The following is a 26674-nucleotide window of genomic DNA, read 5'->3' as shown; positions in this document are numbered from 1 at the left end:
GGGTCAGAGTTCGTTGTCCAGCAGGGCGAACATGTCGTCGATGGTGTCCACTTCCAGATCCGCGTCGCCGCCGGACGACGGCCGCGTCCGGTCCTGCCACAGGGACACCAGGTTCCGCAGCTTCGCCTCGACCTCGGCACCGTCCGCGCTCGCCAGGTCCGCAGTGGACAGTTCGGCGGCGAGCCGGTCGATTCCCGAGGCCAGCCCGGTTTCCGCGGCCGGGGCCGCGGCGTCTATCTCGGACTGCAGGAACTTGGCGAGGTCGTCCGGGGTCGGGTAGTCGAAGATCAGCGTCGCGGGTAGGCGCAGCCCGGTGGCCGCGTCGAGCCCGTTGCGCAGCTCGACCGCGGTCAGCGAGTCGAAGCCCAGTTCGGTGAACGCCCGGCCCGGCTCGATCGAGTCCGCGCCGTCGTGCCCGAGTGCGGCCGCGGCCTGGCCGCGCACCACCCCGAGCAGCACCAGTTCGGCGTCCGCCTGCGACAGCCCGGCGAGCCGCCGCTTGAGCCCGTCGGCCTGCGCCGCCGCGTCCACCGGTGCGGCACGCCGCACCGAGCCGCGCACGAGACCGCGCAGCAGCGGCGGCACCGGTCCGGTCATCGCGCGGAGCCCGGCGACGTCCAATTTCACCGGCACCGAGACCGGTTCCGCCAGGCCGGTGGCCAGGTCGAACAGCTCCAGTCCCTCGGCGGGAACGAAACTGCCGACCCCGTCGCGGCCCATGCGGTCCGCGTCGGCGGAGTCACCCATGCCGTCGGCCCAGAGACCGAAGGCGAGCGAGGTCGCGGGCAGGCCGAGACCACGCCGGTGCTGCGCGAGCCCGTCGAGGAAGGTGTTCGCCGCGGCGTAGTTCGCCTGCCCCGGCGCGCCGAGCACCCCGGCGGCCGAAGAGAACAGGACGAACATCGTCAGGTCGTGGCCGTGGGTCAGCTCGTGCAGGTTCCACGCCGCGTCCACCTTGGGCCGCAGCACCTTCTCCAGCCGCTCGGGGGTGAGCGCGGTGAGCAGGCCGTCGTCGAGGACACCGGCCGCGTGCACCACCCCGCTCAGCCCCGGGGTCCGGTCCAGGACCGCGGCGAGCGCGGCGCGGTCGGCGGCGTCGCACGCCTCGATCCGCACGGTCGCGCCCAGCCCGGTCAGTTCCGCCGCCAGGTCGGCCGCGCCAGGCGCGTCCGGGCCGCGGCGGCTGGTGAGCACCAGATCCTTGACGTCGTGCCGGATGACCAGATGCCTGGCCAGCACCGCGCCGAGACCTCCGGTGCCGCCGGTGACGAGCACGGTGCCACCGATCGGGCGGCGCGGAACGGTCAGCACGACCTTGCCGACGTGCTTGGCCTGCGACAGGAAGCGCAGCGCCTCCGGGGCCCGGCGCAGATCCCAGGTTCGGATCGGCAGCGGGGTGAGCGCGCCCTGGTCGAACAAGGCGATCAGCTCCTCCCATATCCGCGCGATCCGGCGGTTGCCCGCGTCGATCACGTCGAACGCCTGGTAAGTCACACCGGGATGGTGCCCCGCGGCGCCGCCGTCCGGACGGACGTCGGTCTTCCCCATTTCCACGAACCGCCCACCACGCGGTAACAGGCGCATCGACGCGTCGATGAAGTCGCCCGTCAGCGCGTTGAGGACGACGTCCACGCCCTTGCCGCCGGTGGTCTCGCGGAACCGCTCCTCGAAGTCGAGCGTCCGCGAAGACGCGATGTGGTCGTCGGCGAGCCCGGCGGCGCGCAGGACGTCCCATTTGCCCTCGCTGGCGGTGCCGAACACCTCGGCGCCGAGATGCCGGGCGAGTTGCGTGGCGGCCATCCCCACGCCACCGGCGGCGGCGTGGATGAGCACCGACTCGCCCTTCTTCAGCCCGCCGAGGTCGGTGAGCGCGTAGTAAGCGGTGAGGAACACCAGCGGGACCGACGCGGCCTCTTCGAACGTCCAGCCCTCGGGCATCTTGGCCAGCAGATCCCGGTCGGCGAAGGTGAGCGGGCCGAACCCGCCGTGCACCAGGCCCATCACGCGGTCGCCCGGGACGAGGTCGGTCACCTCGGAGCCGACGTCGGTGACGACACCGGCGGCCTCGTAACCGATCCGACCGGCGTCGCCCGGGTACATGCCGAGCACGTTGAGCACGTCGCGGAAGTTCGTCCCGGCCGCCCGGGTGGCGATCCGGACCTCGCGCGGCAGCAACGGTTCGAGCACATCGGGGTACGGCTCGAAGGAGAGCCTGTCGAGGGTGCCCTTGACGACGCTGTCGAGGCGCCAGGCCGGTTCGTGCCACGGCGGCACGAGATCCGGCGACGACGCGGCGGTCAGCAACCGGGCGGCGTGGACGACGCCGTCCCGCACGGCCAGCTGGGTTTCGTCGCCCAGCACGGCCAGCGCGGTGTCGACGTCGGCCTCGGCCGCGTCGAGCAGCACCAGCCTGCCGGGATTCTCGGACTGGGCGCTGCGGACCAGACCCCACACCGCGGCCGAAGCCGGGTCGACAGTGTCCGAAGTGGACACTGCGACCGCGTTCTCGGTGCGCACCACGAGGGTGGTGTCCTTCTCCTCGGCCAGCCATTCCTGCAGCTTCGCCAGCGTGCTCAGCAGAAGCGCGTGGGTGGCCGCCGGGGTCTCGCCCGCTCCCGGCACCGCCGAGAGCAGCTCCGTCGGCGCGACCGGGGACCCGGTCGTGACCTGCGACCAGGCGAGCCGGAACAGCGAGTCCGAAGTGGACGAAGTCGCCGGGCCGAGATCCGTGACCTCGCGCAGCAGCAACGATCCCACCGTCAGCACGGGTGCTCCGGCGCCGTCGATGAGCTCCAGCCGCACCGAGTCGGTCCCGGAGGCGGCGACCCGGACCCGGGCGGCGGTGGCGCCGGCCGCGTGCAGGACGACGTCACGCCAGAGGAACGGCAATCGGGTGGTCTCGGCGTTCCCCGGCAGCAGGCCGATGGCGTGCAGCGCGGCGTCGAGCAGGGCCGGGTGCAGGCCGAACTTCCCGGCGTCGGCATGCGCCACCGCGGGCAGTTCGAGGTCTGCGCAGACCTCGTCACCCACGAGCCAGGCGGCGGTGAGGCCCTGGAACACCGGCCCGTACTCCAGGCCCGCGTCGGCGAGCCCCGGGTAGAGCTCGGTGACGTCGAGGCTTTGCGCTCCGGCGGGCGGCCACGCGGTGTCCTTGGCCGCCGGATGAGCGTCGCCGGGGGCGAGCAGGCCGGTCGCGTGTTCGGTCCAGGGAGCCTCGTCGAGCCGGGAGTGGATAGACACCGGACGCCGTCCGTCGTCGTCCGCGGCCCCGACCACGACCTGCACGGCGAGCCCGCCGGTCTCGGGCAGCACCATCGGCGCGGCGATGGTCAGTTCGGCCACGCGAGCGCAGCCGAGTTCGTCGCCCGCCCGGACGGCGAGTTCGACCAGTGCCGCGCCGGGGACCAGCACGGTGCCGAGCACCGCGTGGTCGGCCAGCCACGGCTGTGCCGCGCGGGAAAGCCTGCCGTACCCGACCAGGCCGTCCTCACCCGCCGTCGGCACGGTCGCCCCCAGCAGCGGATGCCCGGCCGCGGCCAAGCCCAGCCCGGCGGCGTCACCGGCGATGGCGGGCGGGTCGAGCCAGAACCGCTCGCGCTGGAACGCGTACGTGGGCAGCGGGACGGCGTGGGCGCCGGTGCCGTCGAAGAACGCCGTCCAGTCGACCTCGGCACCCGTCGCAATCAGTCGGCTGAATGCGAGGGCGGCGGTCTGCCGTTCGTCGCGATCCTTGCGCAGCACCGGGACGAACATCGCGTCGGGGGCGCTGTCGAGACCCATCGCGGAGAGCACGCCGTCCGGGCCCAGCTCAGCGAACCGGGTGACCCCCGCCTCGGTGAGCGCGCGGACGCCGTCGGCGAACCGGACGGGCTCGCGGACGTGCCGGACCCAGTAACCCGGGTCGGTCCACTCCGCCGATTCGGTGACCGTGGAGACGACCGGGATCCGCGGTTCGTGGTAGTCCAGGGACGCGGCGACTTCGGCGAACTCCGCCAGCATCGGCTCCATCAGAGAGGAGTGGAACGCGTGCGAGACGACCAGTGCCTTGGTGCGGCGGCCTTCCGTCGCGAACGCCTCGGCCACCGCGCGCACCGGACCGTCCACACCGGACAGAACGATCGCCTGCGGCCCATTGACCGCGGCCAGGCAGACCTCGTCGGACAGGTACTCGCGCACCTCGTCCTCCGACGCCTGGACCGCGACCATCGCGCCGCCTTCCGGCAGCGCCTCCATCAACCGGCCGCGAGCCTCGACGAGTTTCGCCGCGTCCTCCAGCGAAAGCACTCCCGCCACGTGGGCGGCGGCGATCTCGCCGATCGAATGCCCGGCCAGGAAATCGGGCCGGATGCCCCACGACTCCACGAGCCGGAACAGCGCCACTTCGAGGGCGAAGATCGCGGGCTGCGCGGTACCGGTGCGGTCGATATCACCATCGAGCGGGAGCAGCGCGGCGACCTCGTCGTACGCTGCCGCGAACACCGGAAATGCCTCGTAGAGTCCTTGGCCCATGCCGAGCCGCTGGGAACCCTGACCGGTGAACAGCAGCGCGAGTTTGCCTTCGGTGGCACGGCCGGTGACGACCTCCGGCGTGGTCCGGCCGCCGGCGAGCGCGGCCAGCCCGGTGCGCAGCGCGTCGGCGTCGCCGGTGAGCACCGCGCGCCGCTCGAACACGGTCCGGGTGGTCGCCAGCGCGTAACCGATGTCGACCGGGTCGGCGAATCCGACGGTGCCGAGCAGCCGTCCGGCCTGCGCTCGCAGCGCGTCTTCGGTGCGGGCGCTGAGGACCCACGGCAGCAGCGACGGCGATGCCGGGGTCCGCGCGGGCACCGAAGGTTCGGGGACCTGCTCCAGGATCACGTGCGCGTTGGTGCCGCTGATCCCGAACGCCGAGACCGCCGCGCGCCGGGGACGGCCCGCCTCCGGCCACGGTCGTGCCTCGGTGAGCAGCCGGACGTCGCCCGCTTCCCAGTCGACGTGCGGGGACGGCTCGTCGACGTGCAGGGTGGCGGGCAGGACGCCGTGCCGCATCGCCTCGACCATCTTGATGATCCCGGCGAGACCGGCGGCGGCCTGCGTGTGCCCGATGTTGGACTTCACCGAACCCAGCCACAGCGGTTCTTCGCGGTCCTGGCCGTAGGTGGCCAGCAGCGCCTGCGCCTCGATCGGATCGCCCAGCGCCGTCCCGGTGCCGTGCGCCTCGACAGCGTCCACAGTGGACGACTCGACGCCCGCCGCGGCCAGCGCGCGGCGGATCACCCGCTGCTGCGAGGGTCCGTTGGGAGCGGTCATGCCGTTGGACGCGCCGTCCTGGTTGACCGCGCTGCCGCGCACGACCGCCAGCACGCGACGTCCGTTGCGGCGCGCGTCGGAAAGCCTTTCCAGGAGCAGGAAACCCGCGCCCTCGGCCCAGGCGGTGCCGTCGGCCGCGGCCGCGAAAGGCTTACAGCGGCCGTCCGCGGCCAGGCCGCGCTGACGCGAGAACTCGATGAACGGGTTAGGGCTGGCCATCACGGTCGCGCCGCCGACCAGCGCCAGGCCGCATTCACCCGAGCGCAGCGCCTGCGCCGCCCAGTGCAGGGCGACCAGCGAGGACGAGCACGCCGTGTCGACCGAGACCGCCGGGCCTTCGAGCCCGAAGGTGTAGGCGACCCGGCCGGTCAGCACGCTGCTCGCGCTGCCGGTCCCGAGCAGGCCTTCCATCCCGTCCGGGGTGGCGGCCAGCCGGGAGGCGTAGTCGTCGTACATGACGCCCGCGAACACACCGGTGGCGCTTCCGCGCAGCGAGACGGGGTCGATCCCGGCGCGCTCGAACGCTTCCTGCGCGGTCTCCAGCAGCAACCGCTGCTGCGGGTCGACGGTGACCGCCTCCCGTGGCGAGATACCGAAGAACTCGGCGTCGAAGTCGGCGGCGTCGTGCAGGAAGCCGCCCTCGCGGGCGTAGCTGGTGCCGGAGTGGTCGGGGTCCGGGTGGTAGAGCCGGTCGAGGTCCCAGCCGCGGTCGGACGGGAACGGCGTGATCGCGTCGGTCCCCTCGGCGACCAGGCGCCACAGGTCCTCCGGCGAGCTCACGCCGCCCGGGAACCGGCAGCTCATCGCGACGATCGCGATGGGCTCGCCGGGCTCGGCGACCCGGACCGCCTCGGCGTCCACAGCGGACTCTTCACCGGCCAGCTCGGTACGGATATGGGTGGCCAGCGCTGTCGGGTTCGGGTGGTCGAACACCAGCGTCGCGGGCAGCCGCAGACCGGTCGCCTCACCGAGCCGGTTGCGCAGTTCGACGGCGGTGAGCGAATCGAAGCCGAGTTCGGTGAACGCGCGACCGGCCTCGACCGACGTCGCGGTGCCGTGTCCGAGCACGTCGGCGACGTGGCCACGGACGAGGTCGACCAGATGCGAGAGCTGGTCGGCGGGGGCGAGGCGGCTCAGTGTGGCGGTCAGCCCGGCGGCGGCCGCGGCGTTGGCCGCGCCCCTCCGCTTCGGCACCCGGACCAGACCACGCAGCGCGGGGGCGGGCTCACTCGTGCGGGCCAGCGTGCGCAACGTCGCCAGGTCGAGCTTGACCGGAACCGGGACCGGCGTCGAGGCGGCCAGCGCGGCATCGAACAGCGCCAGGCCTTCTTCGTCGGTCAGCGCGCCGAAGCCGGCGCGGGCCAGACGGTCCACATCGGACTGACCGCCCATGCCGCCTGCCCACAGGCCGTACGCCAGCGAACGAGCGGGCAGGCCTTCCGCGTGACGGCGGCGCGCGAGGTCGTCGAGCAGGGCGTTGGCGGCGGCGTAGCTGGCCTGCCCCGGACCACCGAGGATCCCGGAAACCGAGGACACCAGGACGAACTGGGTCAACGGCCTGCCGAGGGTGAGGTCGTGGAGCGCGAGCGCCGCCTCGGCCTTGGGCCGCAGCACGGTGTCGAAGCGCTCCGGGGTCAGCTCGGTGACGACGCCGTCGTCGAGTACACCGGCGGCGTGCACGATGCCGGTGAGGTCGTCGATCCCGTCGAGCAGCGCGGCGAGCGCGTCGCGGTCGGTGACGTCGCAGGCGACGACGTCGGCGCCGAGTTCTTCCGCCAGTTCCGCGGCGCCGGGAGCGTCGAGGCCGCGGCGGCTGGTGAGCACCAGCCTGGTGACCTGTGGCGCCAGGTGCCGGGCGATCGCGGCGCCTACACCGCCGGTCCCGCCGGTGATGAGAACCGTGCCCTCGCCCCAGATCGCGGGTTCTCCCGCCGTGGCACGGGCGAGCCTCGGTACTTCCACGACGCCGTCGCGGACGCGGACCTGCGGTTCGCCTGTGGCCAGCGCCTTCGCGACGTCATCCCCTTCGAGGACGACGAACCGGTCCGGGTGCTCCGACGCGGCGGTGCGGACGAGACCGCGGACGGCGGCTCCCGCCGGGGTGTCGCCGGTGCACACCACGAGGCGTGTTCCACCGTCGGCGAGGAATTCCTGGATCGCGGCCAGGGTCGCGGCCAGCGCGGCACGCGGATCACCGTCCGGCGCGGTGAAGACCTGGACGTCTTCGCCGGTCTCGCCGTCGGCGGGGACCTCGACCCAGGTCAACTCGTACAGCGAGTCCGTGCCGCGCTGCCTCGGTGCCTCCGCGGCCCGGACCGCGACCGTGCCGATCGTGGCGACGGGCGCACCGGTGGTGTCGGTGGCCAGCAAGGAGAATCCGGAGCCGGCGGGCGTGACCCGGACGCGCAACGCGGTGGCGCCGGTGGCGTGCAGGGTGACGTCGCCGAACAGGAACGGCAGGCGGGTGCCCTCCCCCGGCGTGAGCCCCAGAGTGTGCAGCGCGGCGTCGAGCAGTGCCGGGTGCAGGCCGAAGCCGTCGACTTCGGTTCCCTCGGGCAGTTCGACCTCGGCGAACACGGTGTCACCGTCGCGCCAGGCGGCGGTCAGCCCGCGGAAGGGCGGGCCGTAGTCGAGCCCCGCCGCCGCCATGTCCGCGTAAAGCCCGTCGAGGGAGATCGGCTCGGCGGCGGGCGGCCACTCGGTGAGGCCGGACGGCGCGGCGGCCGCCCCGGGAGCGAGGGTGCCGGTGGCGTGCTCGGTCCACTCCCCTTGCGGGGCACGGGAGTGCACCGAAACCGGGCGGCGACCGCCCGTGCCCGCCGCACCGACGAGCACCTGGACGTCCAGCGCGCCATGCGGCGGCAGCACCAGCGGCGCGGCCAGGGTCAGTTCCTCCACGCCTCCGCAGCCGGCTTCGTCACCGGCGCGGACCGCGAGTTCGAGCAGCCCGGTACCGGGGACGAGCACTTCGCCGAACGCGGCGTGCCCGGCCAGCCACGGATGCGTGGCGACCGAAAGCCGTCCGGTGAGGACCCAGCCGTCGCCGTCGGCGAACGGCACGGCGGCACCCAGCAGTGGATGCCCGGCGGCCTGGAGCCCGGCCGTGGTGACGTCACCCGTGCCGCTTCCGGCGGCGAGCCAGAACCGGCGGCGGTCGAACACCGACGTCGGCAGGTCGACGGCACGGGCACCGGTCGGGCGGAACACCGCGGCCCAGTCGACGGGGACACCGCGGGTGTACGCGGCGGACACCGTGGTGAGCGCGGTCTCCGCCTCGTCACGGTCGGCGCGCAGGAACGAAGCCGCGAAGGTGTCCGGGCCGTCGTCCGCGAGCGCGGTCAGCACGGCGGCCGGGCCGACTTCGAGGAACCTGGTCACCCCGGCCTCCCGCAGCCACGCGAGACCGTCCGAGAACCGGACGGTGGCACGGACGTGTTCGACCCAGTACTCCGGCTCGGTGACCCGTGCCGCAGGTTCGCCGTCCACTGTGGACACGAAAGGGATCACCGGGGCGGAGAAGTCGAGTTCCCGCACCACGGCGGCGAACTCGTCGAGCATCGGCTCCATCAGTGCCGAGTGGAAGGCGTGCGAGACGTCCAGCCGCTTCGTGCGGCGGCCGAGCTTCTCGAACTTCTTGGCCAGTTTGAGTGTCGGCGACGCGGCACCCGAAAGCACGACCGCGTCGGGGCCGTTGACGGCGGCCAGCGACACCTTCGGCGTCAGGTGCTCGCGCACCTCGTTCTCACTCGCCTGGACCGCGACCATCGCGCCGCCCTCGGGCAGCGCCTCCATCAACCGTCCGCGCGCCTCGACGAGCTTGGCCGCGTCCTCCAGCGAAAGCACGCCCGCCACATGCGCGGCCGCGATCTCGCCGATCGAATGCCCGGCCACGAAGTCGGGCGTGATGCCCCAGGACTCGGCGAGCCGGTACAGCGCGACCTCCAGCGCGAAGATCGCGGGTTGCGCGGCACCGGTGCGGCTCAGGTCACCGCCGACCGGGAGCAACGCCGCGACCTCGTCGTAAGCGGCGGCGAACGTCGGGAAGGCGGCGTAAAGCCCTTCGCCCATACCGAGACGCTGCGATCCCTGACCGGTGAACAGGAACGCCGTCCGCCCAGGCAGTACGCGCCCGGCGACGACGGACGGTGTGGCCGCGCCTTCGGCCAGCGCTGCGAGGCCGGTGCGGAGATCCGCGTCCGTGGCGCCGAGCACGACCGCGCGGCGTTCGTGCGCGGTGCGGGTCGTGGCGAGCGCCAGGCCGACGTCGACCGGCTCGCCGTCACGGTCGAGCAGGCGCCCGGCCTGCTCGCGCAAGGTGTTCTCGGCGCGGCCGGAGAGCACCCACGGCACGAGCGCGGGAGCCACGACCTCGCGCGGGGCAGGCGTTTCGGCCGGAGGCTGTTCGAGGATGACGTGCGCGTTGGTCCCGCTGATCCCGAAGGACGACACGGCGGACCGCCGCGGCCGCCCGGTCTCCGGCCACTCCCGGCCTTCCGCGAGCAGCTCGACGTCACCGGCTTCCCAGTCGACATGCGGCGTCGCCTCGCCCAGGTGCAGCGTCGGCGGCAGGACACCGTGGCGCATCGCCTGGACCATCTTGATGATCCCGGCGACGCCCGCCGCGGCCTGCGTGTGGCCGAAGTTGGACTTCACCGAGCCGAGGTACAGCGGTTCACCGTCACGCTCGCGGCCGTACGTGGCCAAGAGCGCCTGAGCCTCGATCGGGTCGCCCAGCGTCGTGCCGGTGCCGTGTGCCTCGACGGCGTCCACAGTGGACGACGGGACACCGGCGGCGGCCAGCGCCTGGCGGATCACTCGCTGCTGCGAAGGACCGTTCGGGGCGGTGAGACCGTTGGACGCGCCATCGGAGTTGACCGCCGAGCCCTTGACGACCGCGAGCACGCGGTGTCCGTTGCGGCGCGCGTCGGAAAGCCGTTCCAGCACGAGCATCCCGGCGCCTTCGGCCCAGCCGGTGCCGTCGGCGTCGGCCGAGAAGGACTTGCAGCGGCCGTCGGCGGCGAGGCCGCGCTGACGCGAGAACCCGATGAAGGTCTCGGGCGTCGCCATCACCGTGACACCACCGGCGAGCGCCAGCGAGCATTCCCCCGACTTGAGCGCCTGGGTCGCCCAGTGCAGGGCGACCAGCGACGAGGAGCACGCGGTGTCGACCGAGACCGCCGGTCCTTCCAGGCCGAGGGTGTAGGCGACGCGGCCGGACAGCACGGAGCCCGAGGTACCGGTGCCGAGGAAGCCCTCGACGTCGTCGGGAACGTCGTCGCCGAGCCGGGTGCCGTAGTCGTGGTACATGACGCCGGCGAACACGCCGGTCGGGCTGCCCTTGAGCGACGTCGGATCGGTGCCGGAGCGTTCCAGCGCCTCCCACGCGACTTCGAGCAGCAGGCGCTGCTGCGGGTCCATCGCGAGCGCTTCCCGGGGCGAGATCCCGAAGAACTCCGGATCGAAGTCGCCCGCGTCGTGCAGGAATCCGCCCTCGCGGGTGTAGGTCTTGCCCGGCTGGTCGGGGTCGGGGTCGTAGATGCCGTCGACGTCCCAGCCGCGGTCCTCGGGGAACCGGGTCACGCCGTCACGGCCGCCGGCGACGAGGTCCCACAGTTCTTCGGGCGACGTCACCCCACCCGGGTAACGGCAGGCCATGCCGACGATGACGATCGGGTCGCCGTCGGCGCGGACGGCGGTGAAGACCGGGGTCGCCTCGGCGGGTTCGTCGAGCAGTTCGGCGAGCAGGAATTCGGCCAGCGCCACCGGGGTCGGGTGGTCGAAGGTCAGCGTCGCCGGGAGCCGCAGTCCGGTGACCGTGCCGAGCCGGTTGCGGAACTCGACCGCGGTGAGCGAGTCGAAGCCGAGGTCACCGAAGGCGCGGTCGGCTTCGACGGCGTCCGGGCCGGTGTGGCTGAGGACGTGCGCGGCTTCGGTGCGGACCAGCTCGGTCAGCAGCCGCGTGCGCTCGCCCGCGGGCACACCGGCGAGACGCTGGCGCAGCCCCGTGGCTTCCGCTTCCTCCGCCGCCCGGCGGCGTCGTGGCCGCACCAGGCTCCGGAGCACATGCGGTACCTCGGTCTCCGCCCGCAGCGCGGCCAGATCGAGCTTGGTCGCGACCGGGCGCGGGTTGTCGCCGAAGGCCAGCAGATCGAACAGCTCCAGCCCGGCTTCGACGGGCAGTGCCGCGCCACCGCGACCCTCGCCCATGCCGGTTTCCCAGAGGCCGTAGGCGATCGACGTGCCGGGAAGGCCCTGGGCGCGCCGGAGGGTGGCGAGCCCGTCGAGATAGCCGTTGGCGGCCGCGTAGTTCGCCTGGCCGGGAGCGCCGAGGGCGCCGGCGATCGAGGAGAACGTGACGAACAGCTTCAGGTCCGTGGTCAATTCGTGCAGATGCCGCGCGGCGTCGGCCTTCGGTCCCGCCACGGCGGCGAGCCGCTCGGGTGTCATCGCGGTGAGGACACCGTCGTCGAGGACGCCCGCCGCGTGCACCACACCGCTGAGCGGCGGCTCGGCGAGCGCGAGCACGGACTCCAGCTGAGACCGGTCGGCGACATCGCAGGCGGCGATCGTCACCTCAGCGCCGAGCGCGGTGAGGTCTTCCCGCAGGGTTTCGGCGCCGGGAGCGTCCGCGCCCCGGCGTCCGGCCAGCAGCAGATGCCGGACGCCGTGCCGCTCGACGAGCCGCCGGGCGACGTGCGCGCCGAGCCCACCGGTACCGCCGGTGACCAGCACGGTGCCCTCGAGGGTCCAGTCAGGATCGGCGGTGGCGCGGGCCCGTGTCAGGCGGGGCACGCGCGGGCCGTCGTCGGTGAACGCGACTTCGGGCTCACCGGTGGCGGCCGCGATCCGGGCATCGCCGGTGCCGTGGACCAGGACGAACCGGTCCGGGTACTCGGCCTGCGCGCTGCGTACCAGCCCGGCGACGGCGGCGTGCTCCGGGCTGTCACCGGTGAGGTGCACGACGAGCCGGCCTTCAGCGGTCTGCAACGCCTCGAGAGCGGCCTCGACCGATTCGGCTTCGTACACGGCGACGTCTTCTGCCTGCGAAGGCAGTGCGACGGGAATCCAGTCGATACCGAACAGCGCGTCGGAGGCGGCACTGGGCAGCGGCCCGTCGCCGACCGGGCGCAGGCTCAGTGACGCGACCGAGAGCACCGGAGCACCCGTGCCATCGGTGACCCGCAAGGAGACCGCGTCCTGACCGGCCGGGGCGAGCCGGGCCCGCAGGGTGCCGGCGCCGGTGGCGTGCAACGCCAGACCGGCCCAGGAGAACGGCAGCCGTGCCGGGCCGCCGGTCAGGCCGACGGCGTGCAGGACGGCGTCGAGCAGGGCCGGATGCAGCCCGAACCCGCGGACGTCGGTGCCCTCGGGCAGCGCGACCTCGGCGAAGACCTCGTCGCCCTGGCGCCAGGCGGCGCGCAGCCCGCGGAACGGGTCCCCGTAGGTGAGCCCGGCCTCGGCGAGCGTGGAATAGAAGCCTTCCAGGTCAACGGGTTCCGCGCCGGACGGTGGCCATTCCGTCGTCCCGGCGGGTTCGTCGGCGGCCGTGATCAGCGAGCCGGTGGCGTGCAACGTCCATTCGCCGTCCTCGATGCGGGAGTGCACCGCCAGTGTCCGGCGGTCCTCACCGTCCGAAAGGGACACTCGCAGCTGCACCGGGGCCGAGGTGAGCACGAGCGGTGCCTGCAGCGTCAGTTCTTCGACGGTGCCGCAGCCGACCTCGTCCCCCGCCCGCACGGCCAACTCGGCGAACGCGGTACCGGGCAACAGAACGGCGTCGCGGACGCGGTGCCCGGCCAGCCACGGCTGTTCGTCGAGCGACAGCCGTCCGGTGAGCACGAGCCCGCCGCGTTCGGGCAGCGCGACGGCGGCGCCGAGCAGCGGATGGTCGAGCGCGCCGAGGCCGAGCGCGGTGGCGTCGCCGGAGCCCGGCGGGGCCAGCAGCCAGAAGCGGCGGCGCTGGAACGGATACGTGGGCAGGTTCGACGGCCGCGCGCCGCTGCCGTCGAAGAAGCGGTCCCAGTCGACGGGAGCACCCGCGGCGTGCACGGCGCCCAGCGCGGTCATCGCGGTCCGGGCCTCGTCGGAGTCCTTGCGCAGGGCGGGCACCCCGCCGTCGACCAGCGCGCTGAGCACGGCGTCGGGGCCGAGTTCGAGGAACGTCGTGGCGCCCTCGGCGGTCAACGCCGCGAGAGCGTCGGCGAACCGCACGGTCTCTCGCACATGCCGGACCCAGTAGCCTGGGTCGGTCAGCTCCGCCGATGCGGTCACCGTGGACACGATCGGGATCCGCGGCTCGTGGTACTCCAGGGACTCGGCGACTTCGGCGAACTCCGCCAGCATCGGCTCCATGAGCGCCGAATGGAACGCGTGCGACACCACGAGATGCTTGGTACGGCGGCCTTCCTTCGCGAACCGGGCGGCGACCTCGCGGACCAGACCGTCCACACCGGACAGTACGATCGCCTGCGGCCCGTTCACCGCCGCCAGACAGACCTCGTCGGTCAGGTACTCGCGCACCTCGTCCTCGGACGCCTGCACCGCGACCATCGCGCCCCCCTCGGGCAGCGCCTCCATCAACCGGCCCCGCGCTTCGACGAGCTTCGCCGCGTCCTCCAGCGAGAACACCCCGGCGACGTGCGCCGCCGCGATCTCGCCGATCGAATGCCCGGCCAGCAAGTCCGGGGTGACGCCCCAGGACTCGAAGAGCCGGAACAGCGCCACTTCGAGCGCGAAGATCGCGGGCTGCGCGGTTCCGGTGCGGTCGATGTCGCCGTCGAGCGGGAGCAGCGCGGCGACCTCGTCGTAGGCCGCCGCGAACGCGGGGAAGGTCTCGTAAAGGCCTTGGCCCATACCGATGCGCTGGGAACCCTGGCCGGTGAACAGGACGGCGAGCCTGCCGGTGACCGCACGACCGGAAACGACGTTGGCGGCCCGGCCAGTGTCGGCGAACGCGGCCAGCCCGGCGCGCAGCACCGACGGGTCTGCCCCGACGACGACCGCGCGACGTTCGTGCGCGGTGCGGGCGGTGGCGAGCGTCCAGGCGACGTCGAGCGGGTCGGCGGTCAGATCCGCGAGCCGCGCGGCCTGCGCCCGCAGGGCTTCCTCGGAACGCCCGGAAAGGACCCAGGGCAGCATCGCGGGCCGGACGGCCGGCTCGTCGGTCTCCGGCGCGGGAACGTGTTCGAGCACGACGTGCGCGTTGGTCCCGCTGAACCCGAACGAGGACACCCCCGCCCGGCGCGGACGGCCGGTCTCCGGCCAGCCCGCGGACTCGGTCGCCACACGGATCGCGCCGGTGTCCCAGTCGACCTGGGCCGAGGGCGCGTCGACGTGCAGTGTCGCGGGGACGACGCCGTGCCGCATCGCCTCGACCATCTTGATCACCCCGGCCACGCCTGCCGCGGCCTGCGTGTGCCCGAAGTTCGACTTCACCGAGCCGAGCAGCAACGGCTCTTCGCGATCCTGGCCGTAGGTGGCGAGCAGCGCCTGGGCTTCGATCGGGTCACCCAGCCTGGTCCCGGTGCCGTGCGCCTCGACGACGTCGACGTCCGAAGTGGACAGTCCGGCGTTGGCGAGCGCCTGGCGGATCACACGTTGCTGCGAAGGCCCGTTCGGTGCGGTGAGACCGCTGGACGCGCCGTCCTGGTTGACCGCGGAGCCCTTGAGCAGCGCGAGAACCGGGTGGCCGTTGCGGCGCGCGTCGGACAGCTTCTCCAGCAAGACGAATCCGGCACCCTCACCCCAGCTGACGCCGTCGGCACCGTTGGCGAAGGCCTTGCAGCGGCCGTCGACCGCCATCGCGTTCTGCTTGCTGAAGTCGACGAACGGGTCGGGGTTGGCCATCACCGTGACCCCGCCCGCCAGCGCGAGCGAGCACTCCCCCGACCGCAGCGCCTGGCTCGCCAGATGCATCGCGACCAGCGACGACGAGCACGCCGTGTCCACCGACACGGCGGGCCCCTCGAACCCGAAGGTGTAGGAGACGCGGCCGGACATCATCGCGCCGGACGTCCCGGTGCCGAGGAAGCCTTCGACCTCCTCCGGGATCTTCGTCAGCCGGGAGGCGTATTCGTGGTAGATCGCGCCGGTGAAGACGCCGGTGTCGCTGCCGCGCAGCGTGCCCGGCGGGATGCCCGCGCGTTCGAAGGCCTCCCACGCGATCTCCAGCAGCAGCCGCTGCTGCGGGTCCATGGCGAGGGCTTCGCGGGGCGAGATGCCGAAGAACTCCGGGTCGAAGTCGCCCGCGTCGGGCAGGAATCCACCCGTGCGGGTGTTCGACACGCCCTGCTTGCCCGGCGTCGTGTCGAACAGCGCCGCCAGGTCCCAGCCGCGGTCGGTGGGGAACTCCGTGAGCCCTTCGCGGCCCTCGGCCACGAGACGCCACAGGTCTTCCGGCGTGTTCACGCCACCGGGGAACCGGCAGCTGGTCGCGACGATCGCGATCGGTTCGCCGTCGTCGGTGACACGGGCACGGGTGCGCGGTCCGGCGGCGAGGTCGCCGAGCAGTTCGGAACGCACGTAACCGGCGAGCGCGACCGGGGTCGGGTGGTCGAAGATCACCGTCGACGGCAGCCGCAGCCCGGTCACGGAGCCGAGCCGGTTGCGCAGCTCGACCGCGGTCAGCGAGTCGAAACCGAGGTCCATGAAGCCGCGGCCGGGTTCGACGGTGGCGGCGGTGACGTGCCCGAGCACCAGTGCGACCTGAGTGCGGACGAGGTCCAGCAGTTCGCGGTCCTGGTCGGCCTCGGTCAGCCCGGCGAGCCGCCTGGCCAGCGAGGAATCCTGTCCACCGCCCGATTTCGCGGTCCGGCGGCCGGGTTTGACCAGCGCGCCGAGCAGCGGCGGGAGCGGTCCGGACGCGGCGAGCACCGGCAGGTCCAGTTGGACCGGGATCGCCAGCGGCGCCCCGGCGGCGATGGCGGCGTCGAACAGCGCGAGGCCGTCCTCGACGGCGAGCGCGGGAGTTCCCCCGGCACGCAGTCGCGCCAGATGGGCCTCGCCGAGGGTCTCCGCCATGCCCGCGGCCCACGGTCCCCAGGCCAGTGACTGCCCGGCGAGACCGAGCGAACGGCGGTGGGCGGCGAGGCCGTCGAGGTAGCCGTTGGCCGCCGCGTAGTTGCCCTGTCCCGGCGCGCCGAGCACACCGGCCGCCGAAGAGAAGGTGACGAACAGCTCCGGATCGCCGGAGAGTTCGTGCAGATGCCGGGCCGCGTCGGCCTTCGGTCCGAGCACGAAGTCGAGCCGCTCCCGGGTGAGCGCGTCGATGGTGCCGTCGTCCAGGACACCGGCGGCGTGGACGACACCGGTCAGGTCGACGCCGTCCAGCAGCGCCACCACGGCCTCGCGATCGGAGACGTCACAAGCGACGACGTCGACTTCGGCGTCGAGTTCGCGGAGTTCGCCGACCAGTTCCCGCGCGCCCGGCGCGTCCAGGCCGCGCCGGCTGGTGAGCAGAAGCTTCCGGACGCCGTGCGCGGTCACGAGATGGCGGGCGATCAGGGCGCCGAGACCGCCCGTGCCGCCGGTGATCAGCACCGTCCGGCCCGGGTCGAGCGCCCGCGGCATGGTGAGCGCGACCTTGCCGATGTGCTTGGCCTGGCTGAGGAACCGGAACGCTTCCCTGGCCTCGCGGACGTCCCACGTCCGGGTCGGCAGCGGGACGAGCGCGCCCGAGTCGAACAGGGCGGTCAGCGCGTCCCACATCCGCGCGGTCCGCTCCGGTCCGGCGTCGATCAGGTCGAAAGCCTGGTAGTGAACACCTTCCGGCTCGCGGATGTCGGTCTTGCCCATCTCCAGGAACCGGCCGCCCGGCGCCATCGTGCGGATCGAGGCGTCGACGAAGTCCCCCGCGAGCGCGTTCAGCACCACGTCGATGCCGCTGAACCGCTGCTCGAAGTCGAGCGTGCGACTCGAAGCGATGTGCGCGTCGTCGAGTCCGGCGTCGCGCAGCACGTACTGCTTGCTCTCGCTGGCGGTGCCGTAGACCTCCGCGCCCAGGTGGCGCGCGAGCTGGGTCGCCGCCATTCCGACACCGCCGGCGGCGGCGTGGATCAGGATCGACTCGCCCGGCCGCAGATCGGCCAGGTCGACCAACGCGTAATAAGCGGTGAGGAACACCAGCGGTGTCGAAGCGGCCTGCTCGTAGGTCCAGTCCGCGGGTTTGCGGGTGATCATCGGCCGCTCGGCGACCGCGACCGGACCGGCGCCGCCGGAGACGAGGCCCATCACCTCGTCGCCGGGCCGCAGGTCGGTGACGTCGGCGCCGACCTCGATGACGGTCCCGGCGAACTCGCTGCCGAGCAGTCCGGCCTCGCCGGGGTACATGCCGAGCGCGTTGAGCACGTCACGGAAGTTGAGCCCGGCCGCGCGGACGGAGACCCGGACGCCCTGCGGCCCGAGCTGCTCGTCGGGCAGCGGTTCCAGCGTCAGATGGTCGAAGGTGCCCTTGCCGGACAGGCCGAGCCGCCAGTTACCGGGCGGCGGGAGCAGCCGTCCGGTGGATTCGGGCGTGACCAGACGCGGCACGCGCAGTTCGCCGTCGCGGACGGCGATCTGCGCTTCCCCGGCAGCCAGCACGGCTTCGGTCAGCTCGTCCGTGTCCGCCAGCAGGAACCGGTCCGGATGCTCGGACTGCGCGCTACGCACCAGACCCCATACCGCGGCGGCCACCGGGTCCACATCGGACCGTCCAGTGTGGACAAGGAGTTTCGAGGCGGCGAAGCGGTCTTCGGCGAGGAAGGTCCGGAGCACGTCCAGCGTGGCACCGGTGACGGCGTGCACGTCGTCACCCTCGGCGCGATACACGACGACCTCAGGAGCCTCGCCACCGACGTCGGCGAAGTGCGCCCAGCTCGGCGCTTCGGTTTCCGGTGTGGCGATCGGGCGCCAGGCCAGCTCGTACAGCCCGTCGCGAGTGGTCGCCGGGCGCAGCTGTCCCGCCGAAACCGGGCGGACGACCAGCGAACCGACGGTGGCGACCGGCGCACCGGTCCCGTCGGCCACGCGCAGGCTGACCGCGTCGGCGCCGGACGGGGTGAGCCGGACACGCAGCTCGGCCGCGCCGGAAGCGTGCAGGACGACGTCGCTCCACGCGAACGGCAGGCGAGCGGGGCCGTCACCCTCGGCGAGAGCGTGCAGCGCCGCGTCCAGCAGCGCCGGGTGCAGACCGAACCGGCCCGCCTGGTCCCGGGCGGCCTCGGGAAGCGAGACCTCGGCGTAGGTGTGCTCGCCGTCGCGCCACAGGGAACGCAGCCCCTGGAAGATCTCGCCGTACTCCAGTCCGGCAGCGGCCAGCTCGGCGTAACGGCCTTCGAGGGACACGGCTTCGGCGCCGGGCGGCGGCCACTCGGTCAGCTCCCAGTCCGGCGTGGAAGCGGCCGGGGCGAGCGCGCCCGTCGCGTGCAGGGTCCACTCCCCCGCGCCGTGCGGGCGCGAATGCACGGTGAGCGGGCGGTGCCCGGACTCCTCCGGCGTCCCCGCCCACAGCTGCACCTGGACCGCGCCGCTTTCCGGGAGCACCAACGGGGTTTGCAGTGTCAGTTCTTCCAGTACCGCCAAGCCGGTTTCGTCGGCGGCGCGTACGGCGAGCTCGACCAGCGCGGTGCCCGGCACGACGACCTGGCCGTGCACCACGTGGTCGGCCAGCCACGGATGCGTCCGCAGCGACAGGCTGCCGGTGAACAGGAACCCGCCCGCGTCGGCGACGGAAACGGCCGCGCCGAGCAGCGGGTGGTCGAGCGAGCCGAGGCCGAGACCGGCCGCGTCACCGGCGGTATGCGTCGCGGGAAGCCAGTAGAACTCGCGCTGGAACGGGTAGGTGGGGAGTTCGACCGGGCGCGCGCCGTCGAAAGCGGCGGCCCAGCGGACCTTTCCGCCATGGACGTGCACGGCGGCCAGCGCGGCGACGAAGGTCTCGGGTTCGGGCCGATCGCGGCGCAGCACGGGCACGAACAGGCCCTCGGCGCTTTCCTGACCCGCGGCCGAAAGGATGCCGTCCGGACCCAGTTCGAGGTAGCGGGTGACGCCCGCGTCGGCCAGCGCGCCGATCCCGTCCGCGAATCGGACGGCTTCGCGCACGTGCCGCACCCAGTAGGCCGGGTCGAGGATTTCCGCGGTGTCGGCGATGCGGCCGGTGACACCCGCGATCAGCGCGATTTTCGGTGTCTTGTAGGTGACTCGGCGGGCGACGGCGGCGAAGTCGTCGAGCATGCCGTCCATCTGCGCCGAGTGGAACGCGTGGGACACCGCGAGCTGCTTGGTCCGGCGGCCCTGCCCGGCGAACACCGCCGCGACGGTCCGCACGGCGTCCTCGGTACCGGAGACGACGATCGCGCGCGGTCCGTTGACGGCCGCGACATCCGCTCCCGCGACCAGTGCGGCACGGACCTCGTCCTCGGTCGCCTCGATCGCGCACATCGCGCCGCCACGCGGCAAGGCGCCCATCAAGCGGCCACGCGCGGCGATCAGCGCGGCCGCGTCCTCCAGCGACCAGACACCCGCGACGTGCGCGGCGGCGAAGTCGCCGACGGAATGCCCGATCAGGAAGTCCGGGACCACTCCCCAGGATTCGACCAGCCGGTAGAGCGCGACCTCCAGCGCGAACAGCGCGGGCTGGGCGTTCGCGGTGTCGTTCAGGGCGTCGGCGTCGTCACCGAAGACGATCTCGCGCACGCCCGGCAGCAGCTCGCAGACCTGGTCGAACGCGGCGGCGAACACCGGGTACGCCTCGTACAGCTCGCGGCCCATGCCGAGCCGCTGCGAACCCTGCCCGGTGAAGCAGACCGCGAGACCGCCGTCGGTCGCTTCACCGGCGCCCGGCTCTCCTTCGGCGATCGCCGTCAGACCGGCGCGCAACGTCTCCTCGTCCCGGCCGGTGACGACGGCGCGGTGTTCGAAGGTAGGCCGGGTCGCGGCCAGCGACCAGCCGATGTCCGCCGGGTCGCCCTCGACGTCCAGCAGCGCGCGGGCCTGGGCGCGCAGCGCCGCCGGAGTCCGGCCGGACAGCACCCACGGCACCACCGGCGGGACGACAGAGTCCACTGTGGACTCTTCGGCCTCGGGTGCCTGCTCCAGCAGGACGTGGGAGTTGGTGCCGCTGATCCCGAACGACGAGACACCCGCCCGGCGGGTCTCCCCCGCCGGCCAGGGCCGGGCGGAGGTCAGCAGCTCGATCGTTCCCGGCGACCAGTCGACCTGCGGGCTCGGCGCGTCGACGTGAAGGCTCGCGGGGAGGATTCCGTTGCGCAGGGCCAGGACCATCTTGATGATCCCGGCGACCCCCGCCGCGGCCTGGGTGTGCCCGATGTTCGTCTTCACCGAACCGAGCAGCAGCGGACCACGTTCACCGCGGTCGCGGCCGTAGGTGGCTTGCAGGGCCTGGACCTCGATCGGGTCGCCCAGCGTCGTACCGGTGCCATGCGCTTCGACGACGTCCACGTCCTTTGTGGACAGTCGAGCGTCGGCCAGCGCCTGACGGATGACACGCTGCTGTGACGGCCCGTTCGGCGCGGTGAGACCGTTGGACGCCCCGTCCTGGTTGACCGCCGAACCGCGCACGACGGCCAGGACCGGGTGGCCGTTGCGCCGGGCGTCGGAAAGTCTCTCCAGCACGATCATGCCGGCACCCTCACCCCACGCGGTGCCGTCGGCCCCGGCGGCGAACGCCTTGACCAGGCCATCGCGGGCGAGACCGCGCTGACGGGAGAACTCGATGAACGCGTCCGGGCTCGCCATCACGGTGGCACCGCCGGACAGCGCGAGGTCGCACTCCCCCGCGCGCAGCGCCCGGACGGCGAGGTGCAGCGTGACCAGCGACGCCGAGCACGCCGTGTCGACGGTGACCGACGGGCCTTCGAGCCCGAGCACGTAGGAGATCCGTCCGGAAAGGACGCTGCCCGAGATACCGGTGCCGAGGTAGCCCTCGACGCCTTCGACGCCCTTGGGCAGATCACGGCCGTAGTCCTGGCCGTTGGTGCCGACGAAGACGCCCGCGCGGCTGCCGGACAACGAGGTGGGGTCGATCCCGCCGCGTTCCAGCGCCTCCCACGACGTCTCCAGCAGGAGCCGCTGCTGCGGATCCATCGAGACGGCCTCACGCGGCGAGATCCCGAAGAACTCGGGATCGAATTCCCCGGCGCCCTCGACGAATCCGCCTCGGTCGACGTAGCTGGTGCCCAGGTGGTCCGGGTCCGGGTCGACGAGCGCGCCGACGTCCCAGCCGCGATCTTCGGGGAACCCGGTGATCCCGTGCTCCCCGGCGGTCAGCAGTTCCCAGAACCGCTCCGGCGTGCGGACGCCGCCGGGGAACCGGCAGCCCATGCCGACGATCGCGATCGGTTCGGCGGCGCGGTCCTCCAGCGCGGCCAGCCTGCCGCGCGTGCGCTGCAGTTCGCCGGTGACTCGCGTCAGGTAGTCGCGAAGCTTGTCGTTCTCACCCACGGTGTCCCCACTCATCGGTCGAGGTCGCGTGCACCCGGCTCAAGCGCCGAGTTGCCGGTCAATGAAGGCGAAGAGTTCGTCGTCCGAAGACGGCGTGAAGCCGGGGCCGTCGAGGCTCTCGGCGAGTTTCCGCAGGCGGGCGCCTGCTGTCGCGTGCTCGTCGCCGCCCGGGTCGAGGCGGCTCAACGCGGCTTCCAGTCCGTCGAGCAGGCCCTCCACGTCGTCGTCCGTCCCGGCGAGCTCCTGCCAGAGGTAGGCGGCGAGGGCCTGCGGGGTCGGATGGTCGAAGACGAGCGTCGCGGGCACGGCGAGGCCGGTCGCGGCGTCGAGCCGGTTGCGCAGTTCGACCGCGGTGAGCGAGTCGAAACCGAGTTCGGTGAACGCGCGGTCCGGGCCGATCGCCGACGTGTCCGGATGGCCGAGCACCTTGGCCACGGTCTCGCGGGCGACCTTCAGCAACAGCCGTCGCTGTTCGGGTTCGATCAGGCCGCTCAGCCGCGACCGCAGATCCGCCACCGGCGCTTCCGCGGCCGCGGTTTCCGGTCGCGGCAGCTCGGCGAGCATCGGCGCGGCGCGGAAGTCCTCGAAGAACGACGGCCAGTCGAAGTCGGCGACGGTGACACAGGTGTCGCCGGCGGCGATCGCCCGGACGAACTCCTCCGCCGCGGACTCGGGGGTCATCGGGCGCAACCCCTTGCGGCGGACGGCGTCGTCGACCGCCTCGGCCATACCACCCTCGGCCCACGGGCCCCAGGCGATCGACACCGCCTTGACGCCCTCGGCCCGCCATCGCGTCGCGAGCGCGTCGAGTTCCGCGTTCGCGGCGGCGTAGGCGGCCTGACCGCCGTTGCCGAGCACCCCGGCGACGGACGAGAACAGGACCAGCGCGTCGAGGTCCTTCGTCAGCTCCCGCAGATGCCGCGCGGCGGTCACCTTCGGCCGGGCGACGGCCTCGAACCGCTCCGCGGTGGCGTCGTCCAGCAGGGCGTCGTCGAGGACTCCGGCCGTGTGCACGACCACGCGGAGATCGGTCAGGCTCGTGACCACTGTGGACAGTGCGTCCCGGTCGGCGGCGTCGCAGGCGTGGATGCCGACGCGGGCGCCGAGACCTTCCAGCCGTTCGCGCAGTCCCGCCGCACCCGGCGCGTCCTCGCCACGACGTGAGAGAAGCACGACGTGTTCCGTCCCGGCGCGGATCAGGCGTTCGGCCACGAGCGCGCCCAAGGCCCCGGTGCCACCGGTGATCAGCGCGGTTCCGGAGGTGGTCCACGGCGCACCGGACGCGGGGGCGGCGGGGACGAACCGGCGGGCGAAGATCCCGTCGGCGCGGATCGCGACCTCGTCCTCGGGGCCACCGAGCACGTCGCGCAGCCGGGCGGCCTCGTCCGTCTGCTCGGGCAAGGTCACGCAACCACCCCAGCGGCGGGGCTGCTCGATCGCCGCGACCCGCGCGACCGCGGCGACGCCGGGATCGCTGGTGGCACACCACACCTTCGCCGGGGTTTCCCGCAGGAGAGCGGCGAGTGCGGCACCGTCCGCCGGGAACGCGAGGACCGGGCCGGTCTCCGGGACTTCAGTCACCAGTGGCGCATCGAGCGCCTGCGCCGCGGCTTCCGCCCATGCGGTGCGTTCTGGGGCGTAAACGGTCCAGGCTTCCCGCGTCGTCACCGGCTCCATCGGGCGCCAGACGACTTCGTACCGCCGGGCCGGAGGTGCGGTCCGCTCGGCGGCGAGCCAGAAGTGGTCCCGCCGGAAGGGATACGTCGGCAAGTCGACACGGGTGGCACCGGTACCGTCGAAGATCCGGGCCCAGTCGAGCCGCACCCCGGCGGTGAAGAGCTTTCCTCGCGCCAGGTCCGCGGCGGCGGCTTCGTCACGATCTTTCCGTTGCGTGGCGATGAAGACACCGTCGCTGACGCAGTCGGCGCCGAGCGCGGTCAGGGAGGCGTCCGGCCCGATCTCGACGAAGCGCCGGACACCTCGAGCGTGCAGGCTCGCGACGCCGTCGGCGAACCGGACGGGGTCGCGCACCTGCCGCACCCAGTACTCCGGGTCGCGGACGTCCCCGGCGATGATCGGGATCCGGGGCTCGGCGTACGTCACGCTCTCGGCGACCTCGCGGAAGTCGTCGAGCATCCCGTCCATCATCGCGGAGTGGAAGGCGTGGCTGACCGAGAGCCGCTTGGAGCGCCGGCCCGGGAAGGTCTCGATCACCGCGGTGACCGCCGCCTCTTCACCGGAGAGAACCAGGGACGCGGGACCGTTGATCGCGGCGATGCTCACGCCGTCGGGCAGGTCCAGTTCCGCTTCGGTGGCCTGCAGCGCGACCATCGCGCCGCCCTCGGGCTGCGCCTGCATCAGCCTGCCGCGGGCGGCGACCAGCCGGGCGGCGTCGTCGAGCGACCACACCCCGGCGAGGTACGCCGCGGCGAGCTCGCCGATCGAGTGGCCGAGCAGGAAGTCCGGCTCCACCCCCCAGGACCGGATGAGTTCGGCCATCGCGACCTCGAAAGCGAACAACGCGGGCTGCGCGACGTCGGTCCGGTCGATCCTGCTCTGGTCTTCGCAGGCGAGGACTTCGGCGAGCTTGAAGCCGGTGTGCGCGTCGAGCCGGTCCGCCACGCGTTCGAAGGTCTCGGCGAACACGGGGAAGGCCGCGGCGAGTCCGGCGCCCATCGCGAGCCGCTGCGAGCCCTGCCCGGTGCAGAGGAAGGCCAGCTTGCCGCTGCCCGCACGGCCGGTGACGACGCGGGGCGCGGACTCACCGCGCGCCAAGGCGCCGAGGCCGGCACGGAGTTCGTCTTCGTCGGCGCCGGTGACGACCGCGCGATACGGCAGCGGCGTCCGGCCGGTGGCCAGTGACCAGGCGATGTCCGCGGGGTCTCCGCCGGTCTGGAGCAACCGGTCCGCCAGTTCGGGCAGCGCGGCTTCGGTACGCGCGGACAGCACCCACGGGACCCGGGCTCGCCCCGCCGCGGTTTCGGCGGGGGCAGGCTCCGGCGCCTGGCGGAGGATGACGTGCGAGTTGGTGCCGCTGATCCCGAACGACGACACCGCCGCCGCGCGCGGGCGGCCGGTCTCGGGCCAGGGCCGGTGCTCGGTGAGCAGCTCGACCGCGCCGGAATCCCAGGCCACGTGCGGGGACGGCTCGTCGGCGTGCAGGGTGCGCGGCAGCTCGCCGCGGCGGAGCGCCTCGACCATCTTGATGATCCCGGCGACCCCGGCGGCGGCCTGCGTATGCCCGATGTTCGACTTGACCGACCCGAGCCACAGCGGGTTTTCCCGGTCCTGGCCGTACGTGGCGAGCAGGGTGTCCGCCTCGATCGGATCGCCGAGCCTCGTGCCCGTGCCGTGCGCCTCGATGACGTCGATGTCCGAAGTGGACAGCCGCGCGCTCGCCAGCGCGGCGCGGATCACGCGTTGCTGCGACGGTCCGTTGGGCGCGGTGAGCCCGTTCGACGCGCCGTCGGAGTTGACCGCGGAGCCCTGCACGACGGCCAGCACCCGGTGCCCGTTGCGGACGGCGTCCGACAGCTTCTCCAGCAGCAGGACTCCGGCGCCCTCGCCCCACCCGGTGCCGTCGGCGCCCGCACCGAACGACTTGCAGCGCCCGTCCGGGGCCAGCCCGCGCTGGCGGGAGAACTCGACGAACGTGTCCGGGACCGCCATCACCGTCGCCCCGCCCGCCAGCGCGAGCGAACACTCCCCCGCCCGCAGCGCCTGCGCGGCCAGGTGCACGGCCACGAGCGACGACGAGCAAGCCGTGTCGACCGACACGGCCGGACCCTCGAAGCCGAACGTGTAGGCGACGCGGCCGGAAAGCACACTGCCGGCGGTGCCGGTGCCGAGGAAGCCTTCGACTCCTTCGGGCAGCTCGGAAACGCCGGCTCCGTAGTCGTGGTACATGATCCCGGCGAACACGCCGGTCGCGCTGCCCTTCAACGCCGACGCGTCGAGCCCGGCGCGTTCGATCGCCTCCCAGCTGATCTGCAGCAGGAGCCGCTGCTGCGGATCCATCGCGAGCGCTTCGCGCGGCGAGATACCGAAGAACTCGGGGTCGAATTCGGCGGCCTCGTGGAGGAATCCGCCTTCACGCGCGTACGACGTGCCGGGGTGGTCGGGGTCGGGGTGGAACAGCTCGGCGAGATTCCAGCCGCGGTCGGCGGGGAACCCCGAAACCGCGTCGCGGCCGGCGGCCACCAGATCCCACAACGCCTCGGGCGAATCGACCCCGCCCGGGTAGCGGCATCCCATGCCGATGATCGCGACCGGTTCCCTCGCCGCGTCGGCGAGTTCACGGTTGCGCGCGGCCAGCCTGCTGTTCTCCTTGACCGACTCCCGCAGCGCGGTCACCAGTTCTTCGGGTGTCGCCATCAGATTCTCCGGACCGGACGAGACGGACGCAGCTCGGGCATGGCCTCATCCTGGGCGGGGGCACCGCTTGTCCCGGGCGCTGTTCGCCACCCCGGCCCCATTGCCCGGTAACCGGAGGCCCACTGCCGGCGCTCGTACTCGGGTGGCCTGACGGGCGGGGCGGGTTCGCGAAAGCCACAGTGACCCCGTCCGCGTCAGCCTCAGCGATCACCGCTGTGGTCCCTGGTACCTGACCGCAAAAGTCCGTGAAGGCCTCATTGAGGGACTCTGGGTCCCTCAATGAGGCCTTCACGGACTTGCGATCACCACAATCGCCACAGCAGCCTTAGCTGTCACAATGAGCGCGTGAAGGCGCCCTTCCCTCGGCTCAGCAAAGGAAACTCGCCCTTCGCCCCCCGTCGCGACCATGACAGCGGTCCGTGAGGGCCTCCTTCCCACCTCGAAGTCAGGGTCCCGGCAAAGTCGGATAGCTGCGGTGGTCGTGAGTGGCGATTCGGGTTCTAACCCGAATCGCCACTCACGACCACCCGGAGCCCCGCCGCCTCTGCAGCCGGGCGAGGTCGCTCCCCGA

Annotated in this window: 2 protein-coding genes; both read right to left on the bottom strand. The window is 72.9% G+C overall.

Annotation, left to right across the window (positions count from 1 at the left end):
- Window positions 1–3: 3 nt before the first annotated feature.
- Window positions 4–21729: an SDR family NAD(P)-dependent oxidoreductase gene (locus tag AC069I_RS15635; RefSeq protein ID WP_478265691.1), complete on the bottom strand. Its 21726-nt coding sequence runs from the start codon at window positions 21727–21729 to the stop codon at window positions 4–6.
- Window positions 21730–21768: 39 nt separating this feature from the next.
- Entirely contained in the window at window positions 21769–26082 is a 4314-nt protein-coding gene (locus AC069I_RS15630; protein ID WP_478265837.1) for a type I polyketide synthase, read from the bottom strand.
- Between the last annotated feature and the right edge of the window lie 592 nt (window positions 26083–26674).

The organism is Amycolatopsis sp. NPDC043885 (genome assembly GCF_056435685.1).
This window is presented reverse-complemented; position numbering and strand designations above follow the sequence as displayed.